The sequence below is a fragment of the Corallococcus sp. M7 genome, from assembly GCF_054512695.1.
The window spans coordinates 7,693,200-7,706,654 of the sequence record NZ_CM137252.1; the positions used below are offsets into that span (position 1 = coordinate 7,693,200).

At 69.6% G+C, this 13,455-nt stretch carries 10 protein-coding genes; 4 read left to right on the forward strand and 6 right to left on the reverse strand.

Going from position 1 to position 13,455, the window contains the following annotated elements:
• Nucleotides 1-5: 5 nt before the first annotated feature.
• The 4 genes from lpoB to ACX114_RS30800 form a co-directional block, all read right to left on the reverse strand.
• On the reverse strand, nucleotides 6-617 hold the full coding sequence (lpoB, locus tag ACX114_RS30785; RefSeq protein WP_120590943.1) for a penicillin-binding protein activator LpoB: 612 nt from the start codon (nucleotides 615-617) through the stop codon (nucleotides 6-8).
• A gap of 14 nt (nucleotides 618-631) precedes the next feature.
• The gene (locus ACX114_RS30790; RefSeq protein WP_120566749.1) at nucleotides 632-1,447 is read right to left on the reverse strand and encodes a hypothetical protein; all 816 of its coding nucleotides are present in this window, start codon (nucleotides 1,445-1,447) and stop codon (nucleotides 632-634) included.
• A 10-nt stretch (nucleotides 1,448-1,457) separates the two neighbouring features.
• Nucleotides 1,458-2,021, reverse strand: coding sequence for a hypothetical protein (locus ACX114_RS30795; protein ID WP_459290432.1), 564 nt, complete (start codon nucleotides 2,019-2,021; stop codon nucleotides 1,458-1,460).
• A 131-nt stretch (nucleotides 2,022-2,152) separates the two neighbouring features.
• Nucleotides 2,153-3,793 carry a mechanosensitive ion channel family protein gene (locus ACX114_RS30800; RefSeq protein WP_459290434.1) on the reverse strand — a complete coding sequence of 547 codons (1,641 nt, stop codon included), beginning with the start codon at nucleotides 3,791-3,793 and terminating at the stop codon, nucleotides 2,153-2,155.
• Nucleotides 3,794-3,974: 181 nt separating this feature from the next.
• On the opposite strand from ACX114_RS30800, the gene ACX114_RS30805 reads away from it, so the two are divergent.
• The 4 genes from ACX114_RS30805 (at nucleotide 3,975) to ACX114_RS30820 (ending at nucleotide 9,047) form a co-directional block, all read left to right on the forward strand.
• Nucleotides 3,975-4,361 carry a response regulator gene (locus ACX114_RS30805; RefSeq protein ID WP_014398957.1) on the forward strand — a complete coding sequence of 129 codons (387 nt, stop codon included), beginning with the start codon at nucleotides 3,975-3,977 and terminating at the stop codon, nucleotides 4,359-4,361.
• The gene (locus ACX114_RS30810; RefSeq protein WP_459290437.1) at nucleotides 4,361-5,938 is read left to right on the forward strand and encodes a multiheme c-type cytochrome; all 1,578 of its coding nucleotides are present in this window, start codon (nucleotides 4,361-4,363) and stop codon (nucleotides 5,936-5,938) included. Before ACX114_RS30805 ends, ACX114_RS30810 begins: the two co-directional genes overlap by 1 nt.
• 125 nt (nucleotides 5,939-6,063) lie before the next feature.
• The gene (locus tag ACX114_RS30815; protein WP_459290439.1) at nucleotides 6,064-8,016 is read left to right on the forward strand and encodes a lytic transglycosylase domain-containing protein; all 1,953 of its coding nucleotides are present in this window, start codon (nucleotides 6,064-6,066) and stop codon (nucleotides 8,014-8,016) included.
• A gap of 227 nt (nucleotides 8,017-8,243) precedes the next feature.
• A complete protein-coding gene (locus ACX114_RS30820; protein WP_459290441.1) occupies nucleotides 8,244-9,047 on the forward strand; it encodes a L,D-transpeptidase family protein in 804 nt (267 codons plus the stop codon).
• Between the two features lie 4 nt (nucleotides 9,048-9,051).
• Here ACX114_RS30820 and ACX114_RS30825 read toward each other — a convergent pair whose 3' ends face one another.
• Together ACX114_RS30825 and ACX114_RS30830 are read right to left on the reverse strand one after the other, a co-directional pair.
• A complete protein-coding gene (locus tag ACX114_RS30825) occupies nucleotides 9,052-10,809 on the reverse strand; it encodes an ATP-binding protein (RefSeq protein ID WP_206790164.1) in 1,758 nt (585 codons plus the stop codon).
• 86 nt (nucleotides 10,810-10,895) lie between these two features.
• Nucleotides 10,896-13,421 carry a protein kinase domain-containing protein gene (locus ACX114_RS30830; RefSeq protein ID WP_459290443.1) on the reverse strand — a complete coding sequence of 842 codons (2,526 nt, stop codon included), beginning with the start codon at nucleotides 13,419-13,421 and terminating at the stop codon, nucleotides 10,896-10,898.
• Nucleotides 13,422-13,455 lie beyond the last annotated feature (34 nt).

Consider the following 13,455-nt stretch of genomic DNA (forward strand, 5'->3'; position numbering starts at 1 on the left):
GACGGCTACCAGCTCACGCCCTGCTTCTCGAACTTCTTGCGGATCTGCTTCTCGTCCGTCCACGCAATCGTGCCGGTGCGGACGTCGTTCAGCTTCGCCGTCATCTTGTAATAGACGAGCTTGTCGCGGCCGACCTCCTGGATGATGGACGCGAGGTCGCCCGTCATCAGGAAGTCCACCGACGCCTGCTGGCCCGGGGCCTTGGCGGCGTTCGGGTTCACGTAGCCGGACTGCTGGTACTCGTACTCCTCCGCGATGTCCTGGCGCGCCTGCTGGTCCACCAGCGCGAAGCGGCCCGTCTGCGCGAGCGCCGTCTGGATCTTGTCCCCCAGCGAGCGCATGTCGATGTGCTCACTGGTGCTGTTGCGCAGCTTGCCCACGAGGACGATGGGCAGGGCCGCGCCCTGCGGCGGAGGCTGAGCGAAGCGCGGGGAGCTGGCGAGCGACTCGGCCATCTTCTTCGCGATGAGCTGCAGGTCGTTCTCGTTGAAGCGGTCGCCCAGCATCTCGATGGTGTTGGGGTCCTCGTAGGTGCCGCGCGTGAAGGCGCGGGGGCCTCCACAGCCGGCGAGCGACACGGCGACGAGGGCGGACAGCAACAGGCGGCGGGTGTTCATGGTCGGGTCGACTCCTAGTTCCATTCGCATTCGAAGCGGCTGCCTTCGAAGTTCCACTTGTAGGCAAGCACCGCGTCGCGGCGGTAGCCGGCCGTCAGCCGGCAGAGGCTCTGCAAGGACGCGCGCGGATAGTCGAAGGTGTACGTCTGCGCCTTCGCGCGCTCCTGCGGGGTGAGCTGCGAGGGGTGCGTGAGCGTGGGGCTGGCGCTGGCCGCCACCATCACGCGGTGCGCGCCATACGTCTTGAGCGGCACGTGGCCCGCGAGCTGGATGCGGCGCACCGTGCGGGCCACCATGATGTCGCTGCGGTCCACCATGGTCTCGTGGCTGTTGCGGCGCTGCAGCAGCTCCGGGAGGTTCGCGGAGAACACGCGGGTGATGTCCCCGTCATCCACGAAGAAGTAGAGGAACGCCTCGCGCGCGGTGCGGCTCTCCCCGGTGAAGTCCAGCGTCACCAGGATGTCCAGCTGCCGGTTGGGCGCCAGGCCGTGGCGCGACACCGCCGCCAGCACCGTCTTGTCCACGCCCGCCTTCTTCAGGCGGATGAGGCCGTCCGCGCTCGCGTCGCAGGCGCAGCGGCGCTCTTCAATCATCTTCACCAGCTGCGCGGGCTCGAAGCCGGCCTGCGACAGCTTGGTCAGCTCCTCGTCGGTGAGCGGGAGCTGATCCGACCGCTCATAGATGCGCGGCAGCGCGTTCGGGTCCCACTGGATGATGTTGTAGGTCTGCACGTCCCCGGACGGGAACGGCAGTGCCACGGACGGCGAGGCGGCGCGAGGCGCCTGGGCCGTGGTCAACGCGACAGCGGCGGCGAGCAGTTGAGCGATCATGGCGTTTCCGTCAGAACCGGTATCCGACGTTCATGAACAACCGGTTCGTGACTCCTCCTCCCCCGATGGGAATGTCCGGCGAGTAGTGAAGGCCCATGAGCACGCGGTCGCGGCGGTCCAGGAAGAGCTCCGCGCCCACCTGCGGCGACAGGGCGAAGCGAAGGCCCTCGCCCTCCGGGATGACGATGGCGCCCGCCTTGAGGCCCAGGGTGAAGGCCACCGGCCAGCCCCAGCTGCGGAAGGTGGGGCCCACGTTGCCGATGAAGCGCCCACCGTCGAAGACATACGCACCGCTGACATCCAGGCGGTACCAGTCATCTCCCCAGAGGGACACCGTGGCGCCCACGAACAGCGGCGGGCCTTCCGGCGCGCCCGCGGGGTTCTCCTGGGAGTTGATGGCCGCGCCCCAGTCGAACTGGAGGGACACGCCCCGGCGGTTGTCGCCGTAGCCTCCCGTGCCGTACTCCGACTCCTCGGGCCCGTCGGTGCGGCCCCGCTCCTGGGCGCTCGCGGTGAGCGGCGCGGCGACAGCCAGGAGCGCCAGGGCTCCGCACAAGGTGACAGGACGCTTCATCTGTTGGACTCCCCAGCTTGGGTGCGAGTGCTCTTACGCGCGTCTTACGTCGCGTGGGCCGACATATTCATCGCGCGGCGAGCGTCCGTGCAAGCGCCCGTTTTCCCTGGGGCTCTCACGGCCGCTCTTCTTCAGGACCGGGGCTCCGGAGCGCCCTGGATGGCGTCCTCCTGGTCGTCCCGGGACGGCGGAGGCTGCGCGGGGCGGGACTCGCTGCGCACCATGGGCAGCCAGTGGGGCTTGGAGCGCAGGAAGACGACCAGCCGCTCGCGCACGAGGAAGCGCAGGTCGCCCAGCTTGCTGGAGTTCGCCGCGCTCACCAGCGCACGCACGGTGAGGGTCTTGTCCATCACGTCGAAGACGACCAGCGTCTTCACCCGCCCATCCCACAGGTCCTTCGCCTCGTTGGCGAGGATGCGGTCCAGCTCCGCGCGCAGCGCGTCGATGTCCGCCATGTAGTCCACCTGGAGGATGACGGTGCCCATCATCTCCGGGGACCCCTTGCTCCAGTTCTGGAACGGCTTGTCCAGGAACTGGTTGATGGGGATGACCATGCGCCGCTGGTCCCAGATGCGCAGCACGACGTACGTGAGGGTGATCTCCTCCACCGTGCCGAACTCGCCCTCCACCAGCACGTTGTCGCCAATGCTGACGGGCTGGGTGATGGACAGCTGGATGCCCGCGAGCAGCGACGCCAGCGACTTCTGCGCGGCGAGACCAACGGCGAGGCCGGCGATACCGGCGGAGGCCAGCAGCGATACGCCCACGTTGCGCACCACCTCGAACTGCATGAGCAGCAGCGCGGCGGCGATGACGTAGGTGGCGACCTCGAAGACGGCGCGCAGCACGGCCAACTGCGTGCGCAGCGAGCGCGCGCGGCGGTGGGGGCTGGTCTCGGAGGTGACGCGGCTCTGGACGTAGGCCTCCGACACTCGGAGGAAGCGCAGGATGAACCACGCCACCGCGACGATGGTGAGCGAGTAGCTCACCCGGTCGCTCAGCAGCTTCAGCTTGGGAGGCAGGAGCAGGAACGACGTCCCCAGCGCCAGGAGGATGGCGAAGAAGGGCAGCCGCAGGGGCCCCCGGCCCGCGCCGACAATCTGGTCGTCCCAGGCGATGCGCGTCCAGCGCGCCACCCGCAGCCCGGCGGCCAGCAGGAGCTTCTCCAGGAGATAGGAGAGGATCCACGCGCTCAGGAGCGTCACCACGAGCCCCAGCCACTGCCACGGCTCCAGCCCCAGCACCGTGCGCTCGAAGAAGAAGGCCGGGAGCGTTTCAGTGAGCAGCGGGCCGTACTCCTCGAAGAGCGGGTCCACCATCTTCACGGTGGGCTCCGACACCACCCAGATGAAGGTGTTGTCCGCGCTCATGCGCTGCAGCCGGATGGGCACGCTCTCGCCCTTGAGCGGGATGGCCCCCAGCGACACGAAGCGTGAGGTGGCGGACTCGCCCTCGGGCGTCTTCGGCAGGACGGACGTGTCCACCGACAGCTCGCGGTCCAGGACGAACTTCAGCTTCCGCGCCAGCTGGGCGCCCTGAGCGGGCTGCTCGGTGGCCGGGAGGTGGTCCAGGTAGAGGTAGTGGGCGGCGCGGGCGTAGTCCCCGCGATGCACCGCGTCCAGGAAGCCCTGCGCCGTGGCGCGCGGCGACGTGCGGTCCAGGTCCTGGGGGACCTGCCCCAGGCCATTGTTGAGGGCCAGGACGGGGAGGCCACCGAGGACGCACCCCAGGAGAAGGAGGGCCACCAGGACCCGGGAGGCATGGCGCATCATGGGCGCCTCCATACTCCGTGTGCGGCCGGTTGTGCGGGAAAGACGGTGGGTGTTTCCGAGCCCGCCCGGCCGCTGGGACGCCCGGGGTCGAGAACAGAAAACCCGGGCTGGAACGCGACACGGGAAAGCATTGGTGCGCCGCTGGGTGGTGGGCTAGAACCGACCCCCAAGGAAGGTCGCCGTGTCCGAAGAGAAGCGAAGAATCCTCCTCATTGACGACAGCGAGATCACCCTCGCCATGGAGAAGGCCGTCCTGGAGGCGCGGGGCTATGAGGTCGTGGCCACCTCCACGCTCATGGAGTTTGAGAAAACGCTTCAGAGCTGGCGGCCGGACCTCATCCTCACGGACATCCACATGCCCGAGGCGAAGGGCACGGACATCTGCCGCACGCTGAAGAACGAGTACAACACGCAGGACATCCCCATCGTGTTGTTCTCCAGCCTGCCGGACGACGAGCTGTCGAAGCTGGCCGAGCAGGTGGGCGCGGACGGCTCGCTCTCCAAGGTGAACGGCCTGGAGGCGATGGGCGAGAAGATCGACGAACTGGTGCAGAGCATCCTCTGGTGATGACGATGCGCGCGGCCGTCCTCGCGGTGCTCGTGAGCGCGCTCCTCACCGGTTGCAGACGCCAGGAGCCGCGTGCCCCGGAGAGCGCCCCCGGGAAGCAGCAACAGCAGGCCTCCCCCACTCCCGCCGCGCATCCGGGCGCCGTGCTGTTCATCTCCGCGGACACGCGTGGCTACCTGGGCCCGTGCGGCTGCAGCGAGAACATGCGTGGCGGCATCGGCCGGGCGGCGTTCCAGGTCCAGCAGGCGCGCCAGGGCGGCCAGCCCGTGCTCTACATCGACGGAGGCAACAGCCTCTTCGGGGAGACGCACCTCACGGCGGACCAGGTGCCGCAGGAGGAGCGCAAGGCGAAGGCGCTCGCGGACGCGTTCCGCACCATGGGCATCGCCGCGCGAGCCACGGGCGAATTGGACGACACGCGAGGCGCGGCGTTCCGCCAGGGCCTGGGCCTGCCGGAGATTCCGGCCGGTGGCGTGAAGGTGCTGGACGCGGGGACTCGCAAGGTCGGCGTGGTGGCCGCGGCGTCCGGCGAAGCGCTGGTGAAGGCCAGCCAGCAGGCGCGCGAGCAGGGCGCGGACTTCGTGGTGGGCCTGTTGGACCAGCCGCTGGAGGCCGCGCAGGCCGCCGCCGCGTTGCCGGGCCTCGCAGCGAACCTGGTGGTCGCCACGCACAGCGCCGGTGAGTTCTCCGCGGAGGAGAACCGGCTGGTGCGCTCCGACGTGCCGGTGGTGGCGGTGCAGAGCAAGGGGCGTTCGCTGCTGCGCGTGGACCTGACGTACGCGCCAACGAAGGGGCCCTTCACGCCGCAGCGCTCGCAGGGCGACGTGGAGCGGGAGGTGACGGCGCTGGAGCAGCGCATCGCGCTCCTGGACAAGGAGATCGCCCTGCCCGGCATCGACCCCAAGCTCAAGGCGCTGAAGCAGGGCAAGCGCGACGAGCTCGCCGCGCGCAAGCAGGGCTTCCTCACCGCGCCACCCGCGCCCGCCACGGACGTCAACGGCTTCGCGCTGCGCTTCCTGCCGCTGGAGTCGAACCTGCCCAGCGCACAGGACACGCAGGCGCTGGTGAAGGCGTACGACGCGGACGTGGGCCAGCTGAACCTGGAATGGGCGAAGGCGCACGGCCAGGACTGCCCGCCGCCTCCGAAGGGCCAGGCCGGCTTCGTCGGCAGCGCGGTGTGCGCGGACTGCCATCCGGACGCGACCGGCGTGTGGGAACGCACGAAGCACCACCACGCGTGGGAGACGCTGGAGGAGGTGGGCAAGCAGCACCACCTCAACTGCGTGGGCTGCCACGTCACCGGCTGGCAGAAGCCCGGCGGCGTGTGCCGGCTGGACAAGGTGGCGGGCCGCGAGGACGTGGGCTGCGAGAGCTGCCACGGCCCGGGCTCCAAGCACGTCGACGCGCCGAGCCCGGCCACCATCGTGGGCAAGCCGGGAGAGGCCGTGTGCGTCACCTGCCACAACACGGAGAACTCGCCGCACTTCGACTTCGCCACCTACCTGCCTCGCATCCTCGGTCCCGGCCATGGCGGAACGGGAAAGAGCGGGCAGGCAGGCGAGCCGCCGGCGAAATAGGGTCGCTCGCTCCCACGGTGGGTCCTTCCCGAGGGCGTACCGAGCGACTTGTTGTTTGACTGTCAAGAAAGCTGGCGAATACTGCGGGCTTCGCCTGCTTCTGGGCGACCTCGCCTGGCGTTCCCATGCCGCTTCCTCTGCTCCTGCTTGCCCTGGCCTCGGTTCCCTCCTCGCAGGGCGTGGCGCCGTCCCCGGTGCCGCCGCCCGGCGTGCATGCGGTGACCTCCTCGCAGGCTCCCACGCTGACGGCGGACGGCACCCTGGCCACGCCCCCCTCTCCCATGGAGGAAGGCGAGGAGACGGAGGAGGTGGAGAACGAGTCCGCCGAGTTGGAGGAGCTGCGCGCGCTGGAGGGCGCGACGCTGGACCCGGAGGCGAAGCCGAACGCGGAGATGATGCAGTCGCTGCGGCGGCTGGGGCTGACCAACCCGTTGCGGCTGCGAATGCTGGACGCGCTGGAGGAGCCCACCTTCCGCGAGGACGACACCGCCCCGCCGCTGGCGCGCATCACCGACCTGGCGAACTTCGATATTTCGCAGGTGAAGGACCGCTACGACATCCCGGTGGACATGCAGCCGCGGGTGGCCGAGTACATCCAGTTCTTCCAGGGCCCCGGCCGCAAGTGGTTCCGCAAGTGGATGGCGCGCTCCACGCGCTACCTGCCGGTGATGCAGCCGATTCTGGAGGCGAAGGGCCTGCCCCGGGACACGGTGTACCTGGCGATGATTGAAAGCGGCTTCTCCGCGAACGCGTACTCGTGGGCGCACGCGGCCGGGCCGTGGCAGTTCATCTCCAGCACGGGCAAGCAGTACGGCCTCAAGCAGGACTTCTGGGTGGACGAGCGGCGCGACCCCATCAAGGCCACGCACGCGGCGGCGTCGTACCTGAAGGACCTCTACGGGGAGCTGGGCCACTGGTACCTGGCGTGGGCCGGCTACAACACGGGCTCGTACCGGGTGCGCAAGATGGTGGAGCGCTACGGGACGAACGACTTCTGGGTGCTGGCGGAGGAGCGCGGGCTGGCGAAGGAGACGAAGCACTACGTGCCCAAGCTCATCGCCGCGGCGCTGGTGGCGAAGAACCCCACCGCGTTCGGCTTCTCCGAGGAGGAGTTCCAGTACGAGTCCACGCTGGAGTACGACGAGGTGAAGCTCACGGACGCGACCGACCTGGACGTGGTGGCGCGCGCCGCCGGGGTCAGCGTGGCGGACGTGCAGGAGCTGAACCCGGAGCTCAAGCGCTGGTGCACGCCTCCGGCGACGGCCGCGAAGCCGTACACGCTGAAGCTGCCGCGCGGCACCACGACGCTCTTCGCGGAGAACCTGGCGAAGCTGTCGCCCGCGGACCGGCTGACGTTCCGGGTGCACACGGTGAAGAAGGGCGACACGCTGTCGCAGATTGCCCAGAAGTACGGCACGGCGCCGGAGGCCATCCTCCAGATGAACCGGCTGAAGAGCGCGCGGGTGCTGAAGGTGCGCGCGGAGCTGGTGATTCCGGTGCCGGCGAGCGGCCGGGGTGGCAGCGGTGACGCGGGGGTCGGCGGCGCGCTGGCGGCGAAGGTGGCGCAGGCGCGGCGCAGCGGCGTGGTGGCGACGCGGCCGGAGGACGAGGTTCCGGCGGGAACGCCCCGTGGCCCCGTGGCGGCGGGCCCCGTGAAGACGGAGAAGGTGAACGGCAAGACGCGCATCACCTACGGCGTGCAGGAGGGCGACAGCCTGTGGCTCATCGCCAACCGCTTCCAGGTGTCGGTGGACGACCTGAAGAAGTGGAACAACCTGCCCAAGCGCAACCGCACGCTGTCCTTGGGCACGCTGCTCGCGGTGTGGCCGCCGGAGTCCAAGGGCGCGGCGCCGGCGAAGGTGGAGGAGCGCGGCGGCACCATCGTGGTGGCGAACGCGGTGGCGGGCCAGGCGCCCGTGGGCCCCAAGGGCAAGGTGCACACGCTGGCCGAGGGCGAGACGCTCTGGTCGGTGTCGCAGCGCTACAACGTGTCCGTCGAGGACATCATGAAGTGGAACCACATCAAGGACCACCGCACGGTCCCCACCGGCAAGCTGCTGTCGCTGAGCGCGCCGTGACGGTGTGATGCGGCGGCCGGGACCTTGCAGTCCCCGGCGTCATGCTCGCATCCGCACTGCTTCGAGAGTCACCGCTTCTTCCCTCTGAGACACCTGGCGCGCGCGAAACCGCGCCGGTCTTGTCCGTCCTGCCCCGTGGAGTCGAACGTCCGGGGGCCAGGACGGGGTCCGAAGGAAACTCGCTGACGCGTTTCAGCGGGCCGGTTCCGACCGTGGGCCTGGGCGTCATGGAGCCTCCGGTCGACTTCGCGGGCACGGCGATTCCATCGGCAGGCGTCCTGGAGCATCCGCGCTTCGCCGGGTCGCCTCAGCTCACGGACGTGGCGTCCGGCGTGACGGTGCTGGGCACGGGCTCGAAGGGCGACGGGCTTCGCGCGGTGCAGGGCGCGCTCATGGACATGGGGTTCGCGCTGTACGGCGGCGCGGACGGACGCTACGGCCCGGACACGGCGCGCGCGCTCCGCAACTTCCAGGTGCACGCGGGCCTGCGCTCCAGTGGCGTGCTCGACGCCGTCACCCTGCGGGCCCTGGAGGCGCTCGCTCCGGCTCCGGGCTCACGGGGACAGTCTCGCGCCCTGCCCTCTTCGTTCTACGCGGGTCAGCCCGTGCGCGTGGTCATCGCGCTGCGCGAGCACCGCTCGTTCCTCTTCGACCCGGAGGGGAAGCTCGTGGACATCTTCCCCAACGCGGTGGGCACCGCCGCCACGCCCACGCACCCGGGCCTCAAGGTCGTCCGGGCGAAGTTGGATCAGGTGGCCACCGAGGACGCGGGCGCGCGGCTGTGGAACGACCGGCACGTGTTCGGCGCGCGGCTGCTGGACCTGTCCTGGGCGGATGGACAGCGCAGCGGCGAGGAGCTGCATGGCACCAGCGCCCCCGCCCTGCTCGGGGGCGACGTGTCCCACGGCTGCATCCGTCACGCGAACGAGGACATCCTCGTCCTGCATGACGCGCTCGCCGTGGGCGACCGCATCGCGGTGGTGGAGACGCTCCAGGACCCGCACCTGGGCGTCCCCGTCACCGTGGGTTAGGGACTCACTGCTCTTCCAGGAGCATCTTCAGCTCCCGCACGCGCTTGCTGATGTAGTCGCGGTCCAGCTTGCGGAAGTTCTCCGGCAAGAGCGCCCGGCTGGTGCACTCCTGCACCGCCACCAGGTTCTGCATCTCGATCTCCAGCGGGTAGCTGGGCGGCACGAAGTCCGCCAGCACCGCGGCCAGGTCGTCCTTCGTCACCTGGTCGCGCCCCTCCGCCAGCGCGCGGAACTTCGAGCGCACCATCACCGCCTCGATGTCCGCGCCGCTGAAGGCGCGCACGCCGCCGGGGATGAGCGCGGCAAAGGACTCCACGCCCTCCACCGACACGCCGGTCTTCTTGCTCATCGCCTGGAACAGCTCGTTCCGCTCCTCGTCCGTCTGCGGATAGAAGAGCGCGAGGTGCTCCTCCGCGCGGCCCTGGCGCTTCAGGTCGATGGGCAGCAGGTCCGGGCGCGCCGTCAGCAGGAACCAGACGATCTTGCCGCGGTACTGCGTGTTGCCCATGAAGGACGCGATGGAGCCGAAGATGCGGCTGCTCGTCCCGGAGTCCCCGCCGGAGTCGCGGTTGCCGAGGAAGGTGTCCGCCTCGTCGACCATCACCGCCACCGGCCACAGGGCCTTCAGCAGGTTGAAGATCTTCTCCAGGTTCGATTCCGTCACGCCCTGCCACTGGCTGCGGAAGTTCAGGAACTTCACCACCGGGATGCCAATCTCCCCGGCGAAGCAGCTCACCATGAACGTCTTGCCCGTGCCCACCGGTCCGCTGACCAGGTAGCCCATGGGCATGACCTCGATGCGGCCCTTCTTCAGCGCGGACGCCGCCTGACGCAGCATCTGCTTGGCGGGCGCGTGCCCCGCCACCGCATCCAGCGTGTGCGCGGGCTCGATGAACTCCAAGAGGCCGTGGCACTCCGCCTGGATGAGCTCCTTCTTCTTCTCCTTGAGCAGCTCCGGAGTGATGCGCACCTCCCGCTCCAGCGCCTCCGTGAGCACGCGGTCCAGGTTGATGCGCGACAGGCCGGCCGTCATCTTCGCCAGGCCCGCGAGCGGCACCTCCGACACGGACTGGAGCTTCTTGCCCTCCAGCTTGGAGCGCACGTACTCCAGGCGCTCCTCCTCCGTGGGCAGCGGCAGTTCAATCGGCGCTACGTACGGGTTGCGGCTGATGCGCGGCGACACGTCCGACAGGTTCTCCGCCAGGAGCACCACGGACACGTCGCCGGCCAGGAACTGCGGGTCGTGCGCCCACTTGTCCAGCGTGGCCACCACGAAGCGGTCCTCCGCGGACAGGTGGCTCATCTCCCCGCCCGGCACGAGCGTCTCCGCGTAGTCGATGATGAGCGCCATCGAGCGGCCCTCGCTCAGGCGCATGCGCAGGAAGTTCTCCAGAATCTGGAGCGCCCGGCCCGGGTCGCGCGGCAGGACCTTGGAGAAGTCCGTGCCGTACATGGCGTCGTAGCCTGTCATGGCCCGCGCCAGGTCCTTCTGCGTCTCCGGCGTCGCGGAGCGGATGCCCGACGAGCGGTCGTAGAAGAGGACGTGGTCGCGCCCGCCGAACAGCTCCTCCGACAGGAACGTCTTGAGCGTCCCGAAGCCGCGCCCGCCGTCCTCCAGCTGCAGCGGCTGCAGGTCGCGCACGGCCCCGTACAGCAGGAAGGTGCTGACCGTCTTCGTGTAGTACTTGCGCGCCAGCTGCTGCGCCCACCGGGGCAGATCCGCCAGCGGATCCGCCTTGTTCACCTTACGCACCTTCGTCACGGACATCCCTCCGGCGCCGCTCCCCCCAGGGACATCCGGGGGGAGGACCCCCAGACTACCTCTTAAGCGTCAGGACCGCGGTGCCGCTAATCGCGGCAGCGCGCCTGCCTCTTCAAGGTTGCTTCCACCTTGAGCGTGGAACCCGCCGGGGACGGCGTACCCACGGATACGTCCTCGTCCGCGTGGCATTTCGCCTTCAGCGTGAGCTCGCGCGTGCCCCACGGCACCCGGATGGTCGCCGGGGTGACGGCGCCCAGGTCCTTGTTGCCCTGGTAGATGGCCGCGCCCTCGGGCGTGGACTCGACCCGGATCTCCAGGGGCGCGCGCTCCAGGTTCGCCACCACGTCCAGGCTATTGTTGTTCACGGCCATCTTCTTCACGAAGGGCACGTAGCCGGCGGCGGTGACCTCGACCAGCGGGGTGTCGCTGCTGAGCGAGAAGTCATTGAGCACCGACTCCCGGGAACCGGGCTTCCGGGCGACCTGGCTGTCGATCTTCACCTCGGCGTCATCCGGCTGGGTCTTGAAGATGACGACCACCGAGCGCGCCTGCCGCTTGAGGGCCACCGGCACCTGCGTGGCGTTGGTGCCCTCGGCCACCATGACGGACTGGTTGAAGGCCTCGTAGCCGTCCGCGGTCACCACCACCAGCACGTTGCCCACGGCCATGGGCTTGAGGACGAAGCCGTTGGAGGGGAACTTCTCCGGAGGCCCCGCGTTGATGGACACCATCGCGCGGTCCTTCGCCTCCTGCGTCTTGAGCTCCACCATCACGTAGCCCTGCGCGGGCTTGCTCGGGGAGAAGACCAGGGCCACGCCCACCAGCATGAACAACGAGGCCAGACCCACGGCGCCGTAGAGCAGCCGCTTGTCCAGGCCCTTCAAGCCCATGCCCCGGGCGGGAGCCTCCGACTCGGGCGCGTTCTTCTGGCGGGCTTCCTTCGCGGGCGGACGCGGCGCGTTCCCATTGTTGAGGACGGGGGGCGCGGGCGGACGCGGCGCCGGTTCCGGCAGCGGGTCCGGCCGGTGGAGGCGCTGCGGCGGCCCCTCATTGCCCCGGTTCGGCGTCGGCCGGGGCGCGGGCGCGTCGTTGGCCATCAGCGTGGGGACGTTGGTCAGCGACGGACGCGGCGGCGCGGCGGTCAGCACCGGCGCGCTGTTCTGCGACAGGCGCGGCGGCCCCGGAGGCGTCGGCGGCAGCGACGAGGGCGGCGGGATGACGGCGGTGCGGCCCGACACGTCCTCCTCCCCGTCGTCCGGCGGCGCGGCCGGGGTCTCCAGCGGCGTGACGGCGCGGCCAATGGCGGCGCCCGGCTGGGTGGTGGGCTCCGGCGAGTCGTTGAAGACGGCGTCGCGGTCCACCATCTGCGTCGCCAGCTCCTCGTCCTCCTTGGGCGAGGGCGCGGCGGGCGCGGCGGTCAGCTTGGGCAGCGCCGCGAGCGTGGGCGAGCGGCGCGCGCCCTGCGCGGCGCCACCGGAGCTGGAGGCGCGCGGCGGCGGCGCGGAGACGGGCTCCACGGCGGGCGTGGAGGGCGCCACCGCCGGGATGTTGGTCATGCTCTGCGTGGGCACCGGGGACGGGCCGCTGAAGCCCGCCTCGATGGCCGCGAGCATGCCGTCCGGCGCGCGGATGTCCGCGTACTCGGCCAGGCGCTGCTTCTCGCGTTCCACCTCTTCGGCGAACGTGGACTTCATGTACTGCATGAGGTCCTTGCGGCCGAAGATGGAGTCGTTCGTCAGCAGGAAGCGCTGGAGGTCGTCGCCCAGCTCGCTGGCGTACTGGTAGCGCTCCTCCACGTCCTTCGCGAGCGACTTGAGGACGATGCGCTCCAGCGCCTCCGGGATGCGCCGGTTGTACGTGGACGGCGACGGCACCTCCGCCTTGCGCACCTTCTCCAGCACGGAGAAGTCGCTGTCGCCCACGAAGAGGCGCTCGCCGGTGAGCATCTCGTAGAGGCAGACGCCAATGGCGAACACGTCCGAGCGGCGGTCCAGCGGCAGGCCGCGGATCTGCTCCGGGCTCATGTAGCCGAACTTGCCCTTGAGGATGCCGGCCTGCGTCTTGGTCGCCTTGCCCGCCGCCTTCGCGATGCCGAAGTCGATGACCTTGACCTCGCCCTCGAAGGACACGAGCACGTTCTGCGGCGAGATGTCGCGGTGGACGATGTTGAGGTCGCGCCCCATCCCGTCCTTCTTGCGGTGGGCGTAGTCCAGGCCCTCGCACATCTTCGCCACGCAGAAGGCGACCAGCGGCACGGGCGCGGGCTCACCCTTCTTCCGGCAGCGGTCGAAGATGGCCCGCATGTCCTTGCCGGGGATGTACTCCATCGAAATGAAGTAGCTGCTGGCGATCTGCCCCAGCTCGTAGATCTGCGCGATGTTGGCGTGGGTCAGCTGGACGCTGATCTTCGCCTCATCGATGAACATCGAGATGAATTCTTCATCCTCGGCGATGTTCGGCAGGATGCGCTTGATGGCGACGAGCCGCTCGAAGCCGCTGGCGCCGAACTGTTTGCCGCGCCAGACCTCCGCCATGCCGCCGATGTTGACGCGGTCCAGGAGGAGATACTTCCCGAACGGGATGGGTTGCCGCTTCGGTTGAGAGGTCGTCACTTTGAGTGGGGGTCGAGTCCTTGCAGGGAGCCTA